Origin of the sequence: Shewanella aegiceratis, assembly GCF_019457495.1 — a bacterium.
GTDB lineage: Bacteria > Pseudomonadota > Gammaproteobacteria > Enterobacterales > Shewanellaceae > Shewanella > Shewanella loihica.
The window spans coordinates 4,171,263-4,193,482 of record NZ_CP080416.1 but is presented as its reverse complement, the minus strand read 5'-3'; the positions used below and the strand labels follow the sequence as shown (position 1 = coordinate 4,193,482).

Below are 22,220 nucleotides of genomic sequence, written 5' to 3'. Positions count from 1 at the left end.
CTTTCCTGTTTGTTTTTGCTGCCATTTGTAGGTGATTGGTACAAGGCAGAGCCTGTGCCGTGTAGTTACGCTACACATACTGGCGTAAAGCAGTAGAAATTGCCTACAAGCGCAGCCCAAGGGGTTCATCTCAACGCGTCTATCTCATTTTGAAAGGCTTCCTGCCTTTCACCACAAGCTGTTAGAAATCGTTCCAAGCGATTTTTGGTTGTTTGCCATTCCCATAGCGCAACTATGCGTCATGGCACAGGCCTTGAACACAACGCGTTGAGATTGAACAAAAATTAAACCTGAAAGATAAACAGGCCCTAAATGATTGGCAGTTGATGACGGGAGAAGGTCTGTTTCAGCACTACGGTCGACTCTATGCTGGCGATACACTTGAGGCCGCCCAGTGAGTGTTTGACGAAGCCTTCATATTCCAGCAGATCGTGGGCGACTATCTTCAGTAGGTAGTCGTGAGCGCCGGTGATCACCGAGCATTCCTGCACCTGAGGCAGACGGCTCATCTCCTGCTCGAACTGTTCACCATAGGCGGCAGAGTTCTCGGTGAGGCGCACGAAGGCGTAGACAATCACATCGAGTGCCAGCGACTTAGGGTCGAGCCTGGCGCTGTAGCCCTGAATAAAGCCCGCCTGCTCCAGCTTCTTGATGCGCCGCAGACAGGGGGTGTCGGAGAGGTTGAGCCGGTTGGCTAGCTCGGCCACGGGCAGGCGTCCCTCCTCCTGCAGTATGCTTAAGATCTGCTTGTCTTTGCTGTCCAGTTTCATCGCTTAGGTCTCTTGTCCCTCGATTGGGCTCTAGGGCTGGTTTGTTGGATAAGCTTATTAAAGTGGTTATTTTTATCGGAATCCACTAAAAAATCTCTGTTTACCGGATTGATATTGCAGGTTTGCGCTAATGGCTTAGTGGTAGCTTATTGAGTCATTATTAAAATAACCAAGAGATACCTACCCTATGAGTCAAGATGTCGCGGCCTTCGATCACTGGATCAGGCAGGAGTTTGTCGAGATTAACTCGGCGCTGGAGCGCCTCTACATGCAGCAGAGCGATCCCGCTAACGTGGTGGGCATAGGCGACGAGCTGAAGGCACGGCTGGAGGCCGAAGGCCGGACGCTCATCAAGGCGTTGCTGGATGAGGGCAATACCGACGAGGGCTTCGATGCCGCCTTCGATCTGCTGGGTAACGTGGGCCTCTACATGGCGGCCTGTCGTCGCCACGAGATCACAGAGCCGAGTCGCGAAACCAGCTCGCCGCTGTTGGAGGCCTCGGCGCTTGCCATGCATATAGGCGCCTCCATCGGGGTGACGCCACGCTTTGCCACCGCCCATCTGACTACCCACAATCGCGCCGTTAACGGCCTCTATAAGCGCTTTACCGATCTCGACGACGAGAAGCTGTTCGTCGACTACAACACCAAGGGGATCCTCGCCTACAAGCGGGCGGCCGACGCCCTGCTGAAGATCCAGCCCCTGGGGATCTCCCACCCCATGACCGCTGAGTTGTTAGGGGTCGCACTGGTGGCGCTTCAGCAGGTGATCGCCTCCAATCAGACGCTATTCGATCGCCTCGATACCCAGGCGTTTTTTAACAGCGTGCGTCCCTATTACAAGCCCTATCGCGTCGGCCAGCAGGTGTATCGCGGCGCCAATGCCGGTGACTTTGCTGGCATCAATGTGATCGACCTGCAGCTGGGGCTCTGCTTCGCCAACGAGTCGGCCTACTCTCAACTGCTGGTGGATAAGTTCCTCTACATGATGCCGGAAGATCAGCGCATCTTGCGCGACTGTATGCGCCGAACCAGCCTGATGGACGATTTCCTCGCCGCCATGGAGATGCGTGACCAGCCTTGGTACCGGGAGAATCTGGCGCAGTTCCTGCGGGTGTGTGATGCCCATGGCCAGGGGGCGATACAACACCATGATCAGCTGGTGGAGAAGTATATCGCCCAGCCCGCCAAGCAGATGGAGAGTCAGCATATCGACAAGGTTACTGCCAGTGGCCCGCCGCTGCCTGTGCTGCTGGGGGCGCTGGAGAAACTCAGAGACAGACGCGCCGCCGCCAAGCGCGATGACATACGCACCCGTTTCGACGACATCGCCAGGCTGCGCGCCAGCTTAGAGGGGTAAGCCATGTACCAGAATGATTTTGTGATGCCAAAGTCGGTTTACCTGCTCAACCACTCTGTGGGCAGGCCGCTGCAGAGCCTGCGTCAGGCGTTCGACGAGCGTTTCTTCCTGCCCTGGCAGGGCTCGGGGCGAGAGCCCTGGGGGGACTGGCTCTCTGTGGTGGAGGATTTTCGCGTTCAGCTCGCTAGGCTGTTCAACAGCGAGACCCGGCTGTTTTGCCCTCAGGTTAACCTTTCCAGCGGTCTCACCAAATTGGTGCAGTCTCATTCAAGGCTGCGCCGCCCCGGCGCCGTGATCCTGATGAGCGAGAATGATTTTCCCAGCATGGGCTTTGCCTTACGTCAGGCGCTGCCAGAGGCTGAGTTACGTTTCATCCCGGCTAACCTGGACGTGAGTCTGGCCGAGGTGTGGCAGGCATATCTGACCGACGACATCGATCTGGTGTTTATCAGCCACGCCTATTCCAACACGGGTCAGCAGGCGCCGTTGGATTCTCTCATACCTAAGGTGCGCGAGCTGGGGGCGCTCTCTCTGGTGGATGTGGCCCAGGCCGCCGGGGTATTGCCCCTGGATCTTAATGCCCTCAAGCCAGATTTCATGTTGGGCTCCAGCGTCAAGTGGCTCTGCGGTGGGCCGGGGGCGGCCTACCTATGGGTGAGCGCCGATCAGCTGGTGCATTGCTCACCCCAGGATGTGGGTTGGTTCAGCCATGAGAACCCGTTCGAGTTCGACATTCACGATTTTCGCTACCATGACTCGGCGCTTAAGTTCTGGGGCGGCACTCCATCTGTGGCGCCTTTCGCTCTCGCGGCCCACAGCATTGGCTATTTTGCCGAGCTGGGTAGCGGCAAGGTGCGCCAGCACAACCTGATGCAGCTGGAGCGCATCTGGCGTCAGGCGGGTGATGCCCTGGTCTCACCCTCGGATCCGGCTCGTTGTAGCGGCACCGCCATCTTAGACTTCGGTGAAGCCCAGCAAGCGGCGATCGAGGCGTTGACCCAGGCGGATATTAGCCTAGATGTGCGCAAGCAGGGGATGCGGATCTCGCCCCACATCTACAACGGCGAGCAGGATATGCAGCGGCTGCTTGAGGCCCTGGCGCCTTTCTGTCGTTAGCCCTGTTGTCGTTAGTCCGGCAGTCGTTAGTCCCGCAGTAGTGAGTGAATGACCGTAAAACAGATAACGAAAAGCCAGGCCGAGTGCCTGGCTTTTTTATCTAAGGGGGAGCTTATTGCTTAGCTTATGCCTCTAGCGCTTCGCTCATTCTTTTAACGCTTCGCTTATGCCCTTAACGCTTCGCTTATGCCCTTATCGCTTCGCTAATGTCAGCTCGACGAAACGCTTGATGATGGCGGCGTTGGCCAGGATACGCTGATCGAAACTCTTCTGGCCTGGGGTCTCGCTACAGACGCCGACACTGGCGCCCAGTCGCACCAGGAAGGCCTCGAAGGAGAGGTCGAAATGGTTGAAGATGATGCCATCTTGCACCGGACAGTCGTCGATCAGTCCGTCCTGGGCGATGGGGAAATAGTGCCCCAGGGCGTCGCGTAGTTCGCGGCTGAATTGGCCTGGATGCTGATTGGCCTCGAAGGAATAGATGTAGGTGTCTGTGAGCAATACATCTTCATGACAGGTGAGGATGCCATCTTTACTGGCGGCGGCCAGCAGCTGAGAGTGAGCCAGTAGTATCTCACCCTCGCTCGAGGTGTCTTGATTGCTACGGCCACGGCCGTTTTCTAACACGAAGCCACGATTCGGGTTTTGTCCCAGCTTATTGAATCTATGGCCACGCTTGAAACCTGTGGGGTTCACCAGTGGCAGTAGGCTAAGGTTGATCTGGCCGAAGAGTTCGGGTTCCAGTTCGTTGAGGAAGTAGAGCAGTCCCCAGGGGCCGGCGGCCTCTTCGCCATGAAAGCCGGCGCTGATCAATATCGAGGGCTGATCCGCCTTCTGCGCCGGCGACTGATACAGTTCCAGCGGATGCGGACCGGCATCATCCAGCTTGCGTGCCTGTAGCCCGAGGCGGCTGGCTTGCTCTTCTAAGCGGGCATAGAAGCTGCTGATATCATTGCTCTGACAGCTAAAAATATCGCTGTGCCAGGTGAAAGACTGGAAGGGATCGCGGCTAGACATAATGGGATTCTAAAGTAAGTGATTCGGCGTGATCATGATAGCAGTTTGGCCATAAAGATAAATCAATTTTATGCCCGCCATCAGGCGCTTAAGCCAAGTTTATCTGCCGGTAAAAGGGCATAAAAAATCCGCCTTAAACGGCGGCTTCTTCGAGCGTTAATCCAAGCTTAGCGGCAAGGATTACAGGCTTACAGGTTTTAGCACAGTTCGAACTCGGCTTTGTGAGTGGTGCGAGCCACACTCGAAGCTTCTGCTGTCTTCAGTGCGATATAAGAATCGAAGAAGTCGTTTTTGAAAGCCATAAAAAAAAGCCGCCTCATGGGGCGGCTTCTTCGAGCAATGATCCTGGCTTAAGAGGCGAGGATTATAGGCTGTAGTACAGTTCAAACTCGGCTGGGTGAGTGGTGCGAGCCACTTTCTCTGCTTCTGCAGTCTTCAGAGCGATGTAAGAGTCGATGAAGTCATCAGAGAATACGCCGCCTTTGGTAAGGAACTCACGGTCTGCATCCAGGTTCTCAAGTGCGTTCTCAAGAGAGGTTGCAACCTGTGGGATCTCAGCCGCTTCTTCCGCTGGCAGATCGTATAGATCTTTGTCCATGGCTTCGCCTGGGTGGATCTTGTTCTGGATACCGTCAAGACCAGCCATCAGCAGTGCAGCGAACGCCAGGTATGGGTTAGCCGTTGGATCTGGGAAGCGAGTCTCGATACGACGTGCCTTAGGGCTTGGTACTACTGGGATACGGATAGACGCAGAGCGGTTACGTGCCGAGTAGGCCAGCATGACTGGTGCTTCGAAGTGAGGCACAAGACGCTTGTACGAGTTGGTGCTTGGGTTAGTGAAGGCGTTAAGCGCGCGAGCGTGCTTGATGATACCGCCGATGTAGTACAGAGCAGTCTCACTCAGACCCGCATACTTGTCACCAGAGAAGAGGTTAACACCGTCTTTAGCCAGTGATTGGTGAACGTGCATGCCGCTACCGTTGTCGCCAACGATTGGCTTAGGCATGAAGGTCGCCGTCTTGCCGTAAGCGTGGGCCATGTTGTGAACCACGTACTTAAGAATTTGGATTTCGTCAGCCTTTTCAGTCAGCTTGTTGAAGCGAGTCGCGATCTCGTTCTGACCGGCAGTCGCCACTTCGTGGTGGTGAGCCTCAACCACTTGACCCATCTCTTCCAGAACCAGACACATGGCGCTACGAAGATCTTGTGAAGAGTCAACCGGTGCTACTGGGAAGTAACCACCTTTCACGAATGGACGGTGACCTGTGTTGCCGTCTTCGTAGTGAGTGCCTGAGTTCCAAGCCGCTTCTTTAGCGTCTAGCTTAACGAAACAGCCAGACATGTCGGTACCGAATTTAACGTCGTCAAACAGGAAGAACTCTGGCTCAGGACCAATGAGTACGGTATCGGCGATGCCGGTAGAAACCATGTACTCTTCGGCTTTCTTAGCGATAGAGCGTGGGTCGCGGTCGTAACCAGTCATAGTGCCTGGCTCAAGAATGTCACAGCGGATCAGGGCAGTGGTTTCTTCGGTGAACGGGTCAAGAACGAAGGTCGTTGGGTCTGGCATCAGTACCATGTCAGACTCGTTAATGCCTTTCCAACCAGCAATAGATGAACCGTCGAACATTTTACCGTCTTCAAAGAAATCGGCATCAACCTGGTGAGCAGGAATAGATACGTGCTGCTCTTTACCTTTAGTATCGGTAAAACGCAAATCAACAAACTTAACTTCAAGTTCTTCTAGTTGTTGTAAAACTGATTCAACTGACATTCTAAAGTCTCCGAGTAGAGTAGAGGGGATGCCCTTCTTATATCATTCAGCGTTGCGACCAACGCGGTTCTGGCATGAGTAAAGCTAGACTCGTGCCAAAAGTTTAACATATTGATTTTTATGGGAACAATAAAGAAGGTAGGTGGCGGGAATCTCGTTATTGCACCATAACGGTGCAACAGATGCCTCTTGATGGTGCGTTCACCAATATGGTGCGCACCAATATAAACATGACTATTCATAGCTGACTAAAAAATAATCCTGTGCGAGAGCCCCTCGCTAGAGTAGAATGGCACGTTTTTTATTGCAACAGCTATTATTAGGGCTGTTATCAATACCCTATTTTTTCGATGGTAAGAGGTTTATCCGTGTTAGAGAATTTACGTAACATCGCCATTATTGCACACGTTGACCATGGTAAAACGACCCTGGTTGATAAGCTGCTGGCACAGTCTGGAACCCTTGAGACTCGAGGAGAGGCCGCTGAGCGGGTGATGGATTCCAACGATCTTGAAAAGGAACGTGGAATCACGATTCTGGCGAAGAATACTGCCATCAAGTGGAACGATTACCGTATCAACATCGTTGATACCCCTGGCCACGCCGATTTCGGTGGCGAGGTAGAACGTGTACTTTCTATGGTTGACTGTGTGCTACTGCTAGTTGATGCGGTCGATGGTCCAATGCCACAGACACGTTTCGTGACTAAGAAAGCCTTCGCTCAAGGCCTTAAGCCTATCGTAGTGATCAACAAGATCGACCGTCCGGGTGCGCGCCCTGATTGGGTTATCGATCAAGTATTCGACCTGTTCGACAACCTGGGTGCTACCGACGAGCAGCTGGACTTCCCAATCGTTTATGCGTCTGCACTGAACGGTTTCGCGACTCTGGATCCTGAAGAGACTGGCACAGACATGACGCCACTGTTCGAGACCATCGTCGAGAAAGTATCTTCACCTGACGCCGATGCCGAAGGTGCCTTCCAGATGCAGATCTCTCAGCTGGACTACAACTCATACGTGGGCGTTATCGGCGTTGGCCGTATCAAGCGCGGCAGCGTTAAGGTAAACCAGCAGGTTACCGTAGTGGGCGCTGACGGCACCACACGTAACGGTAAGATCGGCCAGGTACTTGGTTACATGGGTCTGGACCGTCACGAAGTGGCTGAAGCTAATGCCGGCGACATCGTAGCGATCACAGGTCTTGGCGAGCTGAAGATCTCTGACACTGTATGTGCCGTGGGCAACGCCGAAGCCTTGCCACCTCTGTCTGTTGACGAGCCAACATTGACCATGACCTTCCAGGTAAACACCTCGCCATTCGCTGGTAAAGAAGGTAAGTACGTGACTTCACGTAACATCCTTGAGCGTCTGCAACAGGAACTGGTACACAACGTGGCACTGCGCGTCGAAGAGACAGACAGCCCAGACCGTTTCCGCGTATCGGGCCGTGGTGAACTTCACCTGTCTATCCTTATCGAAAACATGCGTCGTGAAGGCTACGAGCTGGCCGTATCGCGTCCTGAAGTTATCGTTAAAGAGATCGACGGCGAGAAGTGCGAGCCATACGAGACGCTGACCGTTGACGTTGAAGAAGAGCACCAAGGTGCGGTGATCGAGAAGCTAGGTACCCGTAAGGCGGACATGCGCGACATGCAGCCAGACGGTAAAGGCCGTGTGCGTATCGACTTCATCATTCCTAGCCGTGGCCTGATCGGTTTCCAAACCGAGTTTATGACAGCCACTTCTGGTACAGGTCTTATCTACCACTCATTCGACCATTATGGTCCAGTGAAGGGTGGCGATATCGGTCAACGTCAGAACGGTGTGTTGATCTCTAACGCTACCGGTAAGGCACTGACCTTCGCCCTGTTCGGCCTGCAAGACCGTGGTCGTCTGATGATCGGTCACGCGGCAGAAGTTTATGAAGGCCAGGTAGTGGGTATCCACTCTCGTGCCAACGACCTGACAGTTAACTGTCTGAAGGGTAAGCAGCTGACCAACATGCGTGCCTCTGGTACCGACGAAGCTCAGGTACTGACACCGCACATCCAGATGACCCTAGAGCAGGCGCTCGAGTTCATCGACGACGACGAATTGGTAGAAGTGACTCCGCTAAGCATCCGCGTGCGTAAGCGTCACCTGACCGAAAACGATCGTAAGCGTGCCAGCCGCGCCTCTAAAGACGCTTAATCTGACCCGCACCTTTTAGGTGCAGTCGATTAGCCCAAAGCCCCGACCATGCAGATGGCCGGGGTTTTTTGTATCTGGCGTAAGCTGGCCAGAGGTTCGGCTAATGCCGACGCGAGCGTTAGCGTCAATGGCAATTTGCACCAATCTATACGATCCATATATAATGCGTATATATTTAATTGCTAAGTGTACGTAATGGGTATAGTAAAGATTTCCGACGAGCTCCATGAGGAGCTGAGAAAGGCCAGCGGCGTCATGGCGCGTTCCATCAACTCCCAGGCCGAGTTCTGGATCAAGATGGGGATGATGGCCGAGCTCCATCCCCAGCTGTCTTTCAATCAGATCATGGCCGAGCTGCTCAAGTCGGCAGACGTGTCGGCCCAGCATGTCACCAGCGGTGAGACCAGTCCAGATGCAGAATAGGGTGCAGCTCAAGACGGCAGAAGAGATCGCCCTGATGCGCACCGCCGGGCAGCTGCTGGCTAAGGTGTTTCAGATGCTGGATGCAGAGGTGAAACCTGGCCTCTCCACCATGGCCCTCAACGATCTGGTAGAGAACTATATCGTAGAGGAGCTCGAGGCCAGGCCCGCGAGCAAGGGGCAATATGGCTATCAGTATGTGCTTAACTCCTCGATCAATGAGGTGGTCTGTCACGGCGTGCCTAAGGGCACTCAGCTGATCGGCCCCAGAGACATTATCAACCTGGATATCACCCTGGAGAAGGGCGGCTTCATCGCCGATTCCAGCAAGATGTTTGTGATGCCTGAGGCTTCGCCCCAGGCGCGCAAGCTCTGCCAGGTAACCTATGAGGCGATGTGGGCCGGTATCGAGCAGGTAAGACCCGGCGCCAGACTGGGCGACGTCGGCCACGCCATACAGCGCCATGCCGAGTCCCATGGCTACAGTATCGTCAGGGAATACTGCGGCCACGGCATAGGCCGTGAGATGCACGAGGCCCCCGAGGTGTTACATTACGGCAGCCCGAACAAAGGCCTACTGCTCAAGGAGGGGATGGTCTTCACCATAGAGCCTATGGTGAACCAGGGCACGGCGAAGATTAAGACCAAGAAGGACGGCTGGACCGTTGTCACCCGGGACAAGAAGCTATCCGCCCAGAGCGAACACACAGTCCTGGTCACCGCCACAGGTTACGAGGTGTTGACCCTCAGACCAGAAGAGAAGCTGCCTTTTTCGGACTGAAAAGGTGGCATTCTAATGTGTCGAGGGTCGCCGCGACCTAATCTTGTTGTCGCTGGGTCATTAAAATCGGGTCGTTCTTTAGCATCTACCTTCTGTAAGTATTTAGTAGAGTTATTTGACACCATGGCTTGGTGGTCAATCTATTGCCTGCGGCAGGCCCAAGTGCAAACACATTTGTGACATGCTACGAGCACATCCTTGTGAGCTCTGCCTCGGCATCCATGCCTCGGAAGGTCACAAATGTGTTTACACCCGCATCTATAAGTCTCTTCGATTAAACGTTACCTGTTGCCATTCGAAGTGATGAACTTTAGTTATTGAGCTTCTGGCTGATACGCTTGTTTGGCCGAGTTATTTGACAGCAGGGCTTGGTGGCCAATCTAATGCTTGCGGAAGGCCCAGGTGCAAACACATTCGTGACACGGTAAGAGAAGCTTAGCTTAGTGCTCAGCGCACCATTTCTACAAACTGTTTTCTTCCTATCGCCAGACTGAGTAGCAGGCTGGTGATGAGTAGCGGCCCGCCCAGCTGCTCGGCCAGGCTAACCATGGCCAGTCCCAGGGCGATAAGCAAGTAATAGAGTAGGCCGAACAGGGCGCCGGCCGCCCCGGCCTGATTGCGATACTCCACTAGGGCTTGGCTGAGAATGTTGGGAATGGCGATGCCAAAGGCGGCGACGATCAATGCCATGGGTAGCAGGAAGCCAAGATGGGTCTCGCTAAGATACACCCCAACAGCGCCGACTAAGGCCAGCAGGCTGGCTAGTCTTAGCAAACGAGGCTGCGAAACACCCTGCTGCAGTAAAGTTTTGTTGATCGCGCTGCCGACTAGGGTGCCTATTGCCAATGCAATGCCACTATAGCCAAAGGTCTGTGTGCTCAATCCCAGACGTTGAAATACAAAGGGACCCTGTAGGTAGTAGCTAAACAGCAACACATTGAAACCCGCGACCAGCAAGGCGTTGTGCCAAATATTGCCATCTGTCGCCAGGCGCCTCAAGAGTGCCCAAAGAGGAAGAGGCTGCCTGGTGGCCGGGCGTGTCTCGGGCAGGCGCAGCAGACAGACGGCGTAGAGTAACACTGCCATCAGAGACAGGGTGAAGAATACCGCGGGGTAGCCGCCTAGGCTTGTTAGCAGTCCGCCGGAGAGCATACCGACGACGGGGCTGATGGCGATTCCCATGCCCATATAAGCGAACACCTTGGCCAGAGCAGTGCCGTCGAAGCTGTCCCTCAACATGGTCTGGGTGACCACAGAACCCACGGCGGCACCGAACGCACTGAGGGCGCGCATCGCCAGCAGCCATTGGAAACTGGGCGCCCATAGGGCGGCAAAGGCCGCGATGCCATAGAGCCCTAGCCCCAACAACATGGTACGGCGCCTGCCCAGGTGGTCGCATAGAATTCCCCAGCACACCACGCCGAAGGCGAAGGCCAGGAAATAGATGGATAGCGTCTGGCCCGCCAGGGCCAATGGCACGTCAAAGCCCGCGGCAATGTGGGGCAGTGCCGGGCTGTAGAGGGTTTCCACTATCTGGGGAAACATCATCAGGATCACCATCAAGGGGATCGAGGGAGTAGTTTTCATGGTGCTAGGCTCATCGTCATCGAAAGGATGTGCAGTCTAACGGCCTCTGCTATAGTCCTAATAATATGATTAAGACAATAAATGTTGAAATGAGGACAGATGGCGTTTATCGACGAGTCCTGTAAATTTGATCCCGATGCCATAGAGACCGAGGTGGTGGGCATCGCCGCCCGCCTGGGACAACACGATTCGGGCATGCATATTCACGCCAAGGCGCAGCTGCTCTATGCCCCTCAGGGTTGCATGACCATCACACTGGACGGATTGCACTGTGTGTTGCCGCCTACCCGTGCCGCCTGGATCCCGCCGGCTTGCCGTCACAGCGTGGTGATGAATCGGGTGGTGGATTACCGCTCCCTCTACTTTGCGCCGCAGTTGACGGGGAGCATTGCCAATCGCATTCAGATCCTCGAAGTGAATCCCCTGTTGCAGGCGCTGGTGGAGCGTATGGCCTTCTGGCCCTGGGACAAACCGGCGACGGCTATGCTGAACACCTATCAGCTGTTCTTCGAGGAGCTCTCCCAAGCCAAGGAGAGTCATCTGGTGTTGCCTATGCCAAGCGACAGACGCCTGCAAGTCTGGCTCGCCGAGCTTCAGCGTGCGCCATGGCATGTTCCGACCCTCAAGCAGCTAGGGCAGCAACTGGGCGCCAGTAGTAAGACCATCAGCCGCATCTTCACCCGGCAGACGGGAATGCCCTATCAAAACTGGCGTCAGCAGTGGCGGCTGCAACAGGCGATCGCCCTGCTCGCCACCGACCATCAGGTAAACGACGTCGCCTACCGTTTGGCCTTCTCCAGCGATAGCGCCTTTATCGCTTTCTTCAAGCAACACACAGGCAGCACGCCGTTGCAGTATTTGCAGCCAAAATACTTAGGGGGTGGCCACTAGAAATGACCATACTTCAATATGTTAGATTGTAGTTTCTGGTTGAGACGGTTATTTAGCGGAACGAGTTAACACCATGGCCGCATGGTTAACCTATTGCCTGCCAGGTGGTGAATGTGTTGGATTTTAGACATTGAGCTTTGGGCTGATAAAGGTATTTAGTTGGGGCGTTTGCTTCCATTGCTGCATGGTCAACCTATTGCCTGCGGCAGGTGCAGCTGGGGAGCCATAGGCATCTTTTTGTTAGCATTTACCTGAACAGGAGTTTAGTGATGGTGTTTGCTTCCGTAACTGGATGGTTAATCTATCGCCTGCCCGGCAGGGGATGTGCTGGATTTTAGCTATTGAGCTTCTGGCTCATGCAGTTGTTTAGCTGAGTTATTTGACACCATGGCTTGGTGGTCAATCTATTGCCTGCGACAGGCCCAAGTGCAAACACATTTGTGACACGCGACGAGCACATCCTTGTGAGCTCTGCCTCGGCATCCATGCCTCGGAAGGTCACAAATGTGTTTACACCGAATTCAATCTTCTCTTCGATTTAGCGTTACTTGATGCCTTCCTGGTGCTAGTTTTGCTTGTATTATAAGGCGTTGGAGATCTCGCCTCTTCTCAGTAATAAGCCAACTCTCTCTTGTCTTGGTTGTGGTAACTTTTGTATTGAAAAACAGCACTTAAATTGTTATACAATTCAGAGTCTTATTGTTTTCATTGTGGAGTGCATTAGGGCTTAAAGATTTTTATATTCGGCTTTTACGCTAACAAGTATCTTAAGACATGGAAGAATCATAGATGCAGGAAGATAATTCAATATATGTAAACTTTTTTATTAGCTGGTTTCCCCTACTTTTAGTATTGATATTTTGGCTCGTGCCCTTGGTTGTAATTGGCAAGTCAAAAAGAGTAGGAAGGAAAGAAAAAGCCATTTGGTTATTTACTACATTTTTTGTTAGTTGGGCTAGCTTCATTCTTTATTTAATTATTGCCCCAATAATGCAAAGCGATGATTGAAACATCTAATATTAAAACGTTTTATTGCGTTGGCTTTGATCAATCATAGGGTTGGGAAGTTTTATGGACATTGTATTGGCGATAACGGCTTATGTCTCCTTTATTGCTATGTACTATTTAGTGGAGGCTCTCGTCCTTATAAAGCTCAAAAGTAATAAGGCTTGTGTCCAGGGACTTGCGATATTGACATGGCTGATATGTCTCATGATTTCAGCGTATGTTGGTGAATTTATTCCAAGTTATAGTCTGGTCGGAGTTCTTATGTTTTTGGCATCATTTGTATTTCTGAAAAAGGCACAACAGACCATAAGAAGGTAACAAGTGCATATATGAATGGCCGTATAAAGTTTGGCTATAGATAGTCTTCGCTTATCCAGGCCATCTCTTTTTGCCTATTTTTATGACGAAAACCCATATTGAACTGAATGCTAGTGATTGTAGTATCAGTCTTAACAAACTCCTTTAGGAAATGCTTTTTTATTCAATTGATTACCAAAGACAGCCAAATCGAAGAGGCGTTAGATACCTTGTGCGAACACGATTTTGGCCTTCGAAATCATGGATGATTTCGCAGAGCATCCATGGATGGACTCGCTGCGTGCCAAAATAGTGTTTGCACATGAGCCCACCGCAGGTGATAGGTTGCGTTGAAGGTTAGACCTTCAAACTAACTTTATAAATATCAATTACGTTCCGCTTAACTCCACTGCAGGCTATAGGTTGCAATGAAGGTACGACCTTCGCCTTCCCTGTAAACCACCATGCCAGACGCGAAGTCAAAAATACCCCACCTTTATTCCAAGGCCCTAATGCCCAATTGACCCCAAATGTTGTATCAAATACATCCTAATCTCGGTCGGCGTCTGGCTGACCCAGAATCCCCCGACATAGGCGATCAGCGGGATCATAAACAGCAGCAGTAACAGCATGATGGTGAGGCCGCGGGCGGAGAGCTTGACGCCGTTGCGGGTGCTGAAGTGCAGCGCCTCCTGCTTAGGACAGGCGGAGACACAGCGCATGCAGGCCTGGCATTCGTCGGAGCGTACCGTGCCTTGCTCATGCACCTTGATGTTGGCCGGGCAGGCACGGGTGCATTTGTCGCAGTTCATCCCCTTGGTTTCGATGAGGCAGTGCTGGGTGCTGCGGCGGATCTTAAACGGACTCAAGAAGCTGGTGAGGCCGAGCAGGGCGCCATAGGGGCAGATGTAACGGCAGAAGCCCTGACGGCGCCAGGCGGCCAGCAGCAGTATGACGGCGAAGCAGGCCAGGGTGATGAGCCCAGGGGTGACGAAGAAGAGCGCCATCTTGAGGTCGGCTATCTTATGGTAGTTGCCTTCGAGATAGTGGGGAATACTGGCCGAAGGCATGCCGAGCACGATATAGAGCAGACCGGCCAGTAGCAGGTATTTGAGCATGCGCAGAGGCCAGTCGAGCCAGGCGGGTGGCAGCAGTTCACGCTTGATGAAGCGCTTTCTCAGCTTATACAGGTATTCGCCGGCGAGCCCCAGGGGACAGGCCCAGCCGCAGAAGGCGCGCTTACACAGCAATCCGGTGAGGATCACCACGGTGAGCATCACGGCGGCGGCCGGATGGTTTTGATCCCAGATGCCCAGGGTGAGGATCGCCTTGAGTTCTATGGCGCCGGCGATGGGCAGGAAGGCGTCGCCCACGTCGGGCCGCATCAGGTAGGGCGTGACGCCCAGTTTGAGCATGACGGCGTTGGCCGCGTACTGGATACCAACCAGCATCATGGAGAGCGCCAGCAGGTGCTGTATCCCCTCCCTGAGGGTGTTGGCGCGCACCTCACCCTTGACGAAATCACTCTGGTATCTGTGGGCGAGGGCCAGCACGCCGGCGGCGAGCAGCAAGGCGATAAACAGTGGCCAGTAGAGGGTGACCAGCGCCGCGCCCAGCAGGGAGGCAGCGCTCACCACGGCGCCCCAGCGTTTGCCGCTCCTGTAGAGCAGGCTGCAGCTGTAGAGCAGGGCCAGTGTCAGGGTCAGGGATTCGATAAAACTCATTGCCAATAACCAGTTATGAGGCGGATATAGCTGAGAGTCGAGGGCCGGGGGAAGAGTTCTGACAGGGTTTCACTTGTGTGCGCTGGCTCGCTAAAAAGCCTGATTGGCAGTGAATTTAGGTGATCTTGGTCCTAGTGGCGTTAAAAAAACGGGAATAGAAAAGTGGGCATAGACAAGTGGGGATAAAAAAAGGCTGACACTCGTGTGCCAGCCAAAGGGAGAGGTTATTGGATGATGGCGCGGGCCTGCATCTGGTCGACGACGAAGCGGGTCAGTGCCTGAATGTTTTGCACCTCTGAGCCGCTGTCATTGGCGTCGATATCGGCCTGCCAGACTATCTGCTTGGCCTGCTTGTCGTAGACCTGTACATGCAGCTGCTGCTGGCCTGAACCCGCCCAGGAGATGAGTGAGCCAATCTGAGTCCCGGCCCCCGGCTCGCCGCCGAGCATGTAGACCCAGCCGCGGGTCTCCAGATAGTCGTCGTAGCCGTAGTCGTAGCCCGCGTCGGTGACGCTGAGGATCAGCAGCGCCTCGTTGGCCTGGCCGTCGGCGTAGGCCTGTAGCGCCGCCTCATCGGTGATCTTGGCGGTATCTGGCAGGCTCTCGAAGCTTGGGGTTGCGCTGACCTGATGTTGACCCAGGTCGTCGGCCAGTTGCCTCTCAACTATCTTGCGTGAGGCGGGATCCGTCTGAGCCGCCATCACCGTCAGGCTCTGATATTGCTTGTTGAGCTGGTCGCTCAGTTGCTCGGATGCGATCTCGTGGGGCAGGCTGCTGCAACCCGTCATCATGGCGATGCCGATACCGGCGGCGGTTAACATCTTGAATAGTTTGGCTGACATTGGTTTGTCCTCATCTAGCTGACTGTAGGCTGACTGACCGCCTTAATCACGGCCTGTTGTTTCGATGAGCTCATTGTATGTCGGCGCCGAAAAGGAGGGATTAAAGAACCTTTAACCTAAACTATAAGCTTTGGCGGTTGCTTCTCTTGGCAGCGTCTTGTGGCTGCTTCTTTTGAGAGAGAGGACTGGCTGGAATAGGTGACACGTTTCGGGGATGGCCGCTGCGAGCCATTGGAAAGACTAAACGGGAAGCGATGTAACTGACGCGATGCGGTAAAAGAAAAGCCCTAACCAGGGTTAGGGCTTTAGGGGGTTACTTGTTGCCTTCCATCGACTCGATGAAGCGGTTGGACTCGGCAATCGATTTGTTCATCTCTTTGATCAGGCTGGAGATATCCGTCTGCAGGCTGGCAAACTCGCCCTTGATGGCGCCTATGGCCTGGGCGTTGAGGTTATGCTTGAGGTAGAGCATGTTGTCTTTCATGGCGGTCAGGATGGGCGGCATCTTGCTTTCGGCGCGGCGCATGGTGCGTACCAGCTGCTCGTAGGAGCGACGGGTCTCGCGCAGCTTGGTCTCGCTGTTGCGGCGCAGGCTTGCCTTGCTGATCTCGCCAATTTCCGCCTGCCACTCGTCAAATAGCGCCTCGGCCACATCTTCTACCTTGTCGATACGGCTGCTCACCTCGTCGGCGGCCTCCTGTGACGACTCATATTCGTCTCTGGCCTTCTCGTAGGCGCTCTGTAGATCGCCACCATCGTGGTTGAGCAGGGCCTGCATCTCTTCTAATGCCGAGCTAAATTGCGCCTGGGCCTCCTCTTGGGATTCCTTGGCGGCGTTGACCCTATCCACCATGATGTCGCGCTTATGGTAGCCCACCTTCTCCATGGCACCATAGTAGGCGCTCTGACAGCCGCTGAGCATGACTACGGCGCCCAGGGCCGCTGCGGTGATGAGTTTTTTCATCCTGACAATTTCCTTGTTAGATGGTTAGTCGGCCTTGAATTTAGCGGCGTCTATGATGCTCCACAGGTGAGCGATACCGCCTATGATGGCGGGGACGATCAACCACCACAGGGCGTAGCCGACTATGGTGACGACACAGAAGAGGAGTGCCGCGAGTATGCGTCCTTGTACTAATTGGCCCAGGCCAGGGAAAAAGAAGCTTGCGATGGCGGCAATCACGTTGCCGGCCGAACCTTGTTGGGACATCAATTTATTCCTTACACTTGTATCTAGTGTCTTTAAACTTGTAATCTTAATGTACCAAGATACGCAGTTAACCCTACTTGAATCAAGAGAATAACGTGATAAATAAAATAGATGTGAGCCTGCTTCGTTCGATCATGCTGGGTATCTGGCAATTCATGATACATCTAAAACAGCGTATCACGGAAGACCAGATAAATATGCGGGCGGGTCACCTGGCTTACGTTACCTTGCTCTCTCTGGTGCCTATGGTGGCAGTGACCATGTCTATGCTATCTGCCTTCCCCGTGTTTAAGGGGATCCGCAGCCATATCGAGACCTTCATCTATGAGAATTTTATCCCCTCCGCCGGCGACAGCGTGCAGATGTATATCAACGAGTTTGTCGCCAACGCCTCCAAGGGCACGGCCGTGGGTATTGGCGCCCTGGTGGTGGTGGCTATTTTGCTGATCTCCAACATCGACAAGTCCCTCAACGGCATCTGGCGCACCACGGAGAAGCGCCCCATGGTGGTCTCCTTCTCCATGTACTGGATGGTGTTGACCCTGGGGCCTGTGCTGATGGGGGCCAGCCTGGTGGCCACCTCTTATGTGGTGTCGCTCAAGCTGTTTAGCGGCACAGATCTTAGCGGCGTGGTGCCCCTCTTAGTTGAGCGTCTGCCCATGTTCTTCTCTGTGGCCACCTTCCTGCTGATCTATATGGTGGTGCCCAATACCAAGGTGAAGTTTTTCCACGCCCTGCTGGGCGCCATCGTGGCGGCGCTGCTGTTCGAGCTGGGTAAGAAGGGCTTTGCCCTTTATCTCACCGAGTTCCCCGCCTATGAGGCTATCTATGGCGCGCTGGCGACTATCCCTATCCTGTTTATGTGGGTCTATCTCTCCTGGATTATCGTGCTGATCGGCGCCGAGATCACAGCTGCCATGCCTGAGTACCTCGACAAGCGTCTGATGGACCTGGTGAATAAGGAGCTGGCGGACGATGAGTCGGAGATCCACTTAGATGAGCATAAAAGGTGAGTCCCGCTAAGTCGCATCCGCTGATCCGTCAGGATTGGATCGATGTCGGCGAGGGGCACCAGCTGTTTCTGGCGCAATATGGTGATCCCCAGGGGATCCCTGTGCTCTATCTTCATGGCGGGCCCGGGGCGGGTTGTAACCCTCAGGAGTTGAGGCTGTTTATCGACCGCAGCTTTCATATCTATCTGCTGGATCAGCGTGCGGCGGGTCGCTCTAAGCCCTGCGGCGAGGTGGCTAACAACGACTTTCCTAGCCTGGTGAAGGATATCGAGCGGGTGCGTCACTGGGCGGGCATAGAGGCCTGGTGCCTGCTGGGGGGCTCCTTCGGCGCGACCCTGGGGTATCTCTATAGCTGTGTCTATCCCGAGCGGGTGTTGTCGCAGATCTATTGGGGCATGTTTATTCCCTCTGCCGAGGGGATGGAGTGGCTCTATGGTCGTGGCGGCGCGGCGCAGATCTTCTCCAGCCAGTATCGCCAGTTTGCCGCTGGCCATGGCGATACCCTAGATAGCCTGTTCAGCCATTTCACCGATGGCTTTAATCATAGGGACGCCGAGGTGCGCCGCAACTGCGTGATGCGCTGGCTAAGTTGGGAGCTGGCACTGGCGGTGCCTGGGTTTGAGCTGAGTGAGGCCCTGGCCGAGCAAGGCGGAGCCTTGGCGAGAGTGGAGCTGCATTATGCCCGCAACGACTATTTCGATGGCTATCAGCTGATGAAGCGGGTGGGCGGGGATCTCACCTGCCCGACCATCATATTGCAGGGGGAGCTGGACTGGGTCTGCCCCCAAAGGCTGGTGGATGAGTTTCTCGAACACCATGGCCCCAGGCTATTAAGGTCACGTCTAGTTAAGGGGGGCTATCATACCCTCGCCGACAACAAGATGTGCCGGGCGGTCGCCGAGGCGGTGACCCAGATGGGGCGTTATCTGGCCGCCGGCCGTTCCTAACCTATTGATGTCGCTGCGCCTAGCGTGGCGAGCAGTAATGAGCAATAAGCCGTAAACAATAGGCAATAAGCAATACGCAGTAAGAATTAAATAGCGAGCTAGCAGTCAGTCGCGTAAGCCAAGCTAAGAGGAAGCAGAATCATGAAGAAGAGATTAATCGCCGTGTTGACGCTACTGGTGTGCAACCAAGTGTTAGCGAGCAATGTGTTAGCCACCGAGCGCACGCCTCAGCCTGTGCCCGAGCGGGTCTATTTTAGCGGCATGAGCGACGAGCTGGCCGCCGATGCCCTGCTGGTGTCGCTGATCAACAAGAACTATCTGGCCAAGAAGGTAGGACCTAACAAGGTGGGCGTGCAGCTGGGGGATCATCAGTTTGTGTTGCAGCCGAGCCTGAACCCAGAGGGGATAGATCGCATCCTGGCCAGCCGTTTCTACGCGGTGAGCCCTAAACTGGTGGGCACACAGGAGCTGATGGTGCTCATAGGCACCCTCAACCATAAGCTCAACTTCGCCAAGTTCACCCTGAGGGAGGAGGGCAAGGTGATTCAGGTACAGGGCGCGGCGACCTTCGTCGATACCCTGGAGCTGGAGGAGCTGCGTCGTTTCCTGATCTGGATCGACGATGCCCTGCTGCGTGTGGGTCAGGCGCTGCCTAACACCGCGGAGCAGCTGATCAAACCCATTCCCGTGATGCCGATGAATTAATTGAGTAAAGCAGAGGAGTCGAGAGGCCAGTGATAGCCTTAATACAGAGAGTCAAACAGGCCAAGGTGGATGTGGATGGTCAAACCATAGGTGCCATCGACAAGGGGCTGCTGGTCTTGCTGGGGGTCGAACGTGAAGACGACCAGGCCAAGATGGAGAAGCTCGCCACTAAGGTGATGAGTTATCGCGTATTTAGCGATGAAGACGGCAAGATGAACCTTAACCTTAAGCAGGTGGGCGGCAGCCTCTTGGTGGTGTCTCAGTTTACCCTGGCCGCCGATACCGGCCGTGGCCTGCGCCCGAGTTTTTCCGGCGCCGGTACCCCAGAGCAGGCGAAGCAGCTCTATCAGGCGTTTGTAGATTACTGCGCCGCCCAAGGTGCGCCTGTGCAGACTGGTGAGTTTGCCGCCGACATGCAGGTCAGCCTAATTAACGACGGCCCGGTCACCTTTAACCTGCAGGTGTGATCATGATGTCTAAGGCAGAAGAGCCTGAGCAGATACAGACGCTACTCGGGGAGCTGCAGCGCACCTGGCATCAGACGATCCCTGTCAGTGCCTTCATGCAGATAGCGCCCGAAGCCTATCGAGAGCAGACGCTGAGGGTGAGCGCGCCGCTAACGCCTAACATCAACCTGCATCACACCATGTTTGCCGGCAGCATCTATACCCTGATGACGCTTACCGGCTGGGGCATGGTGTGGCTGCAGCAGCGCTTAGCCGGTGTCGAGGGCGATATCGTCCTTGGGCAGGCGGACATTCGTTATCTGGCGCCTGTGGGAGAGTCGCCCCAGGCACGGGTAAGTTGGCCGGAAACAGACTTAAGTGTGCTGGGGCGGGGGAAGCGTGCCAAGGTGAAGTTGGAGGTGGCCCTCTATTGCGGCGAGCAGTGCTGCGCCCAGTTTCAGGGGACCTATGTGAGCCTGCCGAAGGCGGATTAGCTCCCGGCCATCAGAGGTAAATAAATCCGCTCTCAGGCCACCTGAGGTTTGTGTGTTAGGCCTTCGGGGATAAATACGCTGACTGTCATATACAAAAAAAGCCTCACAGTGTGAGGCTTTTTACTAACTAGCGATTAGGCTTGCGTATTATCCCTTAGGATAAACGTGTGCAACGCCTTTGTGACAGTCTACACAGGTCTTACGCTTGTCAGCTTCTTTCTTGAAGTTGTTGGCGTGCATTCTCTTCGCCATCTTCTTCATGGTTTCAGGCTGGTTCTCGTAGATACGAGTGTGACAGTGCTGACAGTTAGCGCTGTCGTTCGCGCGGAAGTATTTCAGCGCCAGGTCAGCTTGCTCTTTACGGTTTTCATCCAACCACTCTTGAGTGTTGAAGCCGTCGATAGTGAGGAAGCCGTATAGATCTTTAGATACGATGATCTTCTTGATCAGGTAGTCAACTGGGCCGTGTGGCAAGTGACAGTCTTGACACTGTACAGTTATGCCTGCACGTCCGCCGCCGTGAGCCGATGCCATCACTTCATCTTTCAGAGAGTGATTGCTGTGGCAAGACATACAGAAGGCATCTGTACTGGTTGCATGTAAAGTTTGTTGTGTCGCAAAGTAGCCCACAACACCGACTACAATACCCACCACGAGTAGGGCAAATATTGAGTATTTCGCGCTAGGTTTGAATAGTGCACGCCAGTTCATCACTCTATCTCCAAAATAATATGTTTATTATATCTATTATATTTAATGCATCTCTGTAGCTGAGAGTATAACCAGAAGACGCCGCTTGATCTGGCTTTAAAACCGTAAAATGAGAGCTAGCTCTAACTCTATCTTACCTAAGCAAGATTTTATGAAATTGCTCATAATATATGCGCATTTACTAAAGTTATAGCAAAGACCATGACATGACAAGTTTGTCGCCATTTTTGCTATTTCGTAATGATTTTGTTGGATTTTCGAGGATAATTATCTATCGCTAATATGACGATTGTTCGCGAAGCCGGAAAATAATTTAATTGGCGCTGAACCTTTTCAAGAGATGTCTGTCTATCATGGTAATCCCGGTTCAATTAACGACATCTTTGCGCTCTATATGACACGTATCTTTGGCAAGTTTGTACTGATCATCGCCCTCCTGGGTCAGTTTATTCTGACACCAGCCATGGCCATGCCCAGCGCGCTCATGTCACTGATGCATGGTGGTCATATGGAGATGTCCCTCGACCAGGGCGACATGCGCTCAGACCAGAACATGAACCCTGAGATGGCGCAGTCAACTCAAGCCTCAGCTAAGTATGAGACAGGGATGCAGATGTCCCATCAGGGTGAGCCCTGCAAGATGTCGGGCGATAACTCGCTGGTGGACTGCGAGGCCCTGTGCGCCGCCATGGGCCCAGGTGATTGCATGACCCACTGCGCCTCTACCTTAGGTAACCTGAGCGCCGCGGTTCCATCACTGACCATTCAGCCTTTGTCTGGTCCTATCGTCATCTCTGGCTGGTCGCTGCAGACCGCCGATCTCACTCCCCTATCACCCCCTCCCATTGGTTAATGGTTCGTCTTCATCCTGCGTTACGCACACGAACATGAATCTGCCGCGCCGTTAACTTAATT

At 53.9% G+C, this 22,220-nt stretch carries 21 protein-coding genes; 12 read left to right on the top strand and 9 right to left on the bottom strand.

Annotation, left to right across the window (positions count from 1 at the left end):
- Positions 1-308 precede the first annotated feature (308 nt).
- The gene (locus K0H80_RS18225; RefSeq protein WP_220072511.1) at positions 309-770 is read right to left on the bottom strand and encodes an Lrp/AsnC family transcriptional regulator; all 462 of its coding nucleotides are present in this window, start codon (positions 768-770) and stop codon (positions 309-311) included.
- A 187-nt stretch (positions 771-957) separates the two neighbouring features.
- Between K0H80_RS18225 and K0H80_RS18220 the strand changes: the two genes are divergently transcribed.
- Together K0H80_RS18220 and K0H80_RS18215 are read left to right on the top strand one after the other, a co-directional pair.
- Positions 958-2,130, top strand: coding sequence for a PrnB family protein (locus K0H80_RS18220; RefSeq protein ID WP_220072510.1), 1,173 nt, complete (start codon positions 958-960; stop codon positions 2,128-2,130).
- A 3-nt stretch (positions 2,131-2,133) separates the two neighbouring features.
- Positions 2,134-3,246, top strand: a complete 1,113-nt coding sequence (locus K0H80_RS18215; protein WP_220072509.1) for an aminotransferase class V-fold PLP-dependent enzyme — start codon at positions 2,134-2,136, stop codon at positions 3,244-3,246.
- A gap of 192 nt (positions 3,247-3,438) precedes the next feature.
- Here K0H80_RS18215 and K0H80_RS18210 read toward each other — a convergent pair whose 3' ends face one another.
- Positions 3,439-4,263 (bottom strand): N-acetyl-ornithine deacetylase, encoded by an 825-nt coding sequence (locus K0H80_RS18210; RefSeq protein WP_220072508.1) that lies wholly within the window; start codon positions 4,261-4,263, stop codon positions 3,439-3,441.
- Between the two features lie 364 nt (positions 4,264-4,627).
- Positions 4,628-6,037: a glutamate--ammonia ligase gene (gene glnA, locus K0H80_RS18205; protein WP_011867348.1), complete on the bottom strand. Its 1,410-nt coding sequence runs from the start codon at positions 6,035-6,037 to the stop codon at positions 4,628-4,630.
- A gap of 368 nt (positions 6,038-6,405) precedes the next feature.
- Here glnA and typA point away from each other — a divergent pair, with 368 nt between their 5' ends.
- The 3 genes from typA to map all read left to right on the top strand — a co-directional run bounded on the left by typA (position 6,406) and on the right by map (position 9,430).
- Complete coding sequence (typA, locus tag K0H80_RS18200; protein WP_220043579.1) at positions 6,406-8,229, top strand: translational GTPase TypA; 1,824 nt, start codon at positions 6,406-6,408, stop codon at positions 8,227-8,229.
- 195 nt (positions 8,230-8,424) lie between these two features.
- Positions 8,425-8,652 carry a ParD-like family protein gene (locus K0H80_RS18195; RefSeq protein WP_220043578.1) on the top strand — a complete coding sequence of 76 codons (228 nt, stop codon included), beginning with the start codon at positions 8,425-8,427 and terminating at the stop codon, positions 8,650-8,652.
- A complete protein-coding gene (gene map, locus K0H80_RS18190; protein ID WP_220072507.1) occupies positions 8,642-9,430 on the top strand; it encodes a type I methionyl aminopeptidase in 789 nt (262 codons plus the stop codon). The genes K0H80_RS18195 and map overlap by 11 nt, the downstream gene beginning before the upstream one ends.
- Before the next feature lie 447 nt (positions 9,431-9,877).
- Here map and K0H80_RS18185 read toward each other — a convergent pair whose 3' ends face one another.
- A complete protein-coding gene (locus K0H80_RS18185; RefSeq protein WP_220072506.1) occupies positions 9,878-11,017 on the bottom strand; it encodes a multidrug effflux MFS transporter in 1,140 nt (379 codons plus the stop codon).
- A gap of 99 nt (positions 11,018-11,116) precedes the next feature.
- On the opposite strand from K0H80_RS18185, the gene K0H80_RS18180 reads away from it, so the two are divergent.
- The gene (locus tag K0H80_RS18180; protein ID WP_220072505.1) at positions 11,117-11,908 is read left to right on the top strand and encodes an AraC family transcriptional regulator; all 792 of its coding nucleotides are present in this window, start codon (positions 11,117-11,119) and stop codon (positions 11,906-11,908) included.
- A gap of 1,814 nt (positions 11,909-13,722) precedes the next feature.
- On the opposite strand, the gene K0H80_RS18175 is transcribed toward K0H80_RS18180, so the two are convergent.
- From K0H80_RS18175 to K0H80_RS18160, 4 genes are all read right to left on the bottom strand, one after another.
- The gene (locus K0H80_RS18175; protein WP_220072504.1) at positions 13,723-14,937 is read right to left on the bottom strand and encodes a 4Fe-4S binding protein; all 1,215 of its coding nucleotides are present in this window, start codon (positions 14,935-14,937) and stop codon (positions 13,723-13,725) included.
- Between the two features lie 224 nt (positions 14,938-15,161).
- A complete protein-coding gene (locus K0H80_RS18170) occupies positions 15,162-15,779 on the bottom strand; it encodes a hypothetical protein (protein ID WP_220072503.1) in 618 nt (205 codons plus the stop codon).
- Positions 15,780-16,092: 313 nt separating this feature from the next.
- Positions 16,093-16,743 carry a DUF2959 domain-containing protein gene (locus tag K0H80_RS18165; protein WP_144201590.1) on the bottom strand — a complete coding sequence of 217 codons (651 nt, stop codon included), beginning with the start codon at positions 16,741-16,743 and terminating at the stop codon, positions 16,093-16,095.
- A 24-nt stretch (positions 16,744-16,767) separates the two neighbouring features.
- Positions 16,768-16,989 (bottom strand): hypothetical protein, encoded by a 222-nt coding sequence (locus K0H80_RS18160; protein ID WP_011867341.1) that lies wholly within the window; start codon positions 16,987-16,989, stop codon positions 16,768-16,770.
- 134 nt (positions 16,990-17,123) lie between these two features.
- Between K0H80_RS18160 and K0H80_RS18155 the strand changes: the two genes are divergently transcribed.
- The 5 genes from K0H80_RS18155 (at position 17,124) to K0H80_RS18135 (ending at position 20,594) form a co-directional block, all read left to right on the top strand.
- Positions 17,124-18,002 carry a virulence factor BrkB family protein gene (locus K0H80_RS18155; RefSeq protein WP_083764388.1) on the top strand — a complete coding sequence of 293 codons (879 nt, stop codon included), beginning with the start codon at positions 17,124-17,126 and terminating at the stop codon, positions 18,000-18,002.
- Positions 17,999-18,949, top strand: coding sequence for an alpha/beta fold hydrolase (locus K0H80_RS18150; protein WP_220072502.1), 951 nt, complete (start codon positions 17,999-18,001; stop codon positions 18,947-18,949). Before K0H80_RS18155 ends, K0H80_RS18150 begins: the two co-directional genes overlap by 4 nt.
- 141 nt (positions 18,950-19,090) lie before the next feature.
- A complete protein-coding gene (locus K0H80_RS18145; protein WP_220072501.1) occupies positions 19,091-19,654 on the top strand; it encodes a hypothetical protein in 564 nt (187 codons plus the stop codon).
- A 29-nt stretch (positions 19,655-19,683) separates the two neighbouring features.
- Positions 19,684-20,121, top strand: coding sequence for a D-aminoacyl-tRNA deacylase (gene dtd / locus K0H80_RS18140; protein ID WP_220072500.1), 438 nt, complete (start codon positions 19,684-19,686; stop codon positions 20,119-20,121).
- Between the two features lie 2 nt (positions 20,122-20,123).
- Positions 20,124-20,594: a thioesterase domain-containing protein gene (locus K0H80_RS18135; RefSeq protein ID WP_220072499.1), complete on the top strand. Its 471-nt coding sequence runs from the start codon at positions 20,124-20,126 to the stop codon at positions 20,592-20,594.
- Between the two features lie 147 nt (positions 20,595-20,741).
- Here the strand turns inward: K0H80_RS18135 and K0H80_RS18130 are convergent, their stop codons facing one another.
- Positions 20,742-21,305: a NapC/NirT family cytochrome c gene (locus K0H80_RS18130; protein ID WP_011867335.1), complete on the bottom strand. Its 564-nt coding sequence runs from the start codon at positions 21,303-21,305 to the stop codon at positions 20,742-20,744.
- 340 nt (positions 21,306-21,645) lie between these two features.
- Here K0H80_RS18130 and K0H80_RS18125 point away from each other — a divergent pair, with 340 nt between their 5' ends.
- Entirely contained in the window at positions 21,646-22,158 is a 513-nt protein-coding gene (locus tag K0H80_RS18125; protein WP_220072498.1) for a hypothetical protein, read from the top strand.
- Positions 22,159-22,220 lie beyond the last annotated feature (62 nt).

Excerpts from the sequence above, each read along its gene's own strand:
- K0H80_RS18170 (WP_220072503.1), bottom strand. The coding sequence starts at position 15,779 with ATGTCAGCCAAACTATTCAAGATGTTAACCGCCGCCGGTATCGGCATC.
- K0H80_RS18215 (WP_220072509.1), top strand. The coding sequence starts at position 2,134 with ATGTACCAGAATGATTTTGTGATGCCAAAGTCGGTTTACCTGCTCAAC.
- K0H80_RS18165 (WP_144201590.1), bottom strand. The coding sequence starts at position 16,743 with ATGAAAAAACTCATCACCGCAGCGGCCCTGGGCGCCGTAGTCATGCTC.
- K0H80_RS18155 (WP_083764388.1), top strand. The coding sequence starts at position 17,124 with ATGCTGGGTATCTGGCAATTCATGATACATCTAAAACAGCGTATCACG.
- K0H80_RS18195 (WP_220043578.1), top strand. The coding sequence starts at position 8,425 with ATGGGTATAGTAAAGATTTCCGACGAGCTCCATGAGGAGCTGAGAAAG.
- K0H80_RS18145 (WP_220072501.1), top strand. The coding sequence starts at position 19,091 with ATGAAGAAGAGATTAATCGCCGTGTTGACGCTACTGGTGTGCAACCAA.
- K0H80_RS18130 (WP_011867335.1), bottom strand. The coding sequence starts at position 21,305 with ATGAACTGGCGTGCACTATTCAAACCTAGCGCGAAATACTCAATATTT.
- K0H80_RS18160 (WP_011867341.1), bottom strand. The coding sequence starts at position 16,989 with ATGTCCCAACAAGGTTCGGCCGGCAACGTGATTGCCGCCATCGCAAGC.
- K0H80_RS18135 (WP_220072499.1), top strand. The coding sequence starts at position 20,124 with ATGATGTCTAAGGCAGAAGAGCCTGAGCAGATACAGACGCTACTCGGG.
- K0H80_RS18210 (WP_220072508.1), bottom strand. The coding sequence starts at position 4,263 with ATGTCTAGCCGCGATCCCTTCCAGTCTTTCACCTGGCACAGCGATATT.
- K0H80_RS18180 (WP_220072505.1), top strand. The coding sequence starts at position 11,117 with ATGGCGTTTATCGACGAGTCCTGTAAATTTGATCCCGATGCCATAGAG.
- K0H80_RS18220 (WP_220072510.1), top strand. The coding sequence starts at position 958 with ATGAGTCAAGATGTCGCGGCCTTCGATCACTGGATCAGGCAGGAGTTT.
- K0H80_RS18225 (WP_220072511.1), bottom strand. The coding sequence starts at position 770 with ATGAAACTGGACAGCAAAGACAAGCAGATCTTAAGCATACTGCAGGAG.
- map (WP_220072507.1), top strand. The coding sequence starts at position 8,642 with ATGCAGAATAGGGTGCAGCTCAAGACGGCAGAAGAGATCGCCCTGATG.
- K0H80_RS18185 (WP_220072506.1), bottom strand. The coding sequence starts at position 11,017 with ATGAAAACTACTCCCTCGATCCCCTTGATGGTGATCCTGATGATGTTT.
- glnA (WP_011867348.1), bottom strand. The coding sequence starts at position 6,037 with ATGTCAGTTGAATCAGTTTTACAACAACTAGAAGAACTTGAAGTTAAG.
- K0H80_RS18175 (WP_220072504.1), bottom strand. The coding sequence starts at position 14,937 with ATGAGTTTTATCGAATCCCTGACCCTGACACTGGCCCTGCTCTACAGC.
- K0H80_RS18125 (WP_220072498.1), top strand. The coding sequence starts at position 21,646 with ATGTCTGTCTATCATGGTAATCCCGGTTCAATTAACGACATCTTTGCG.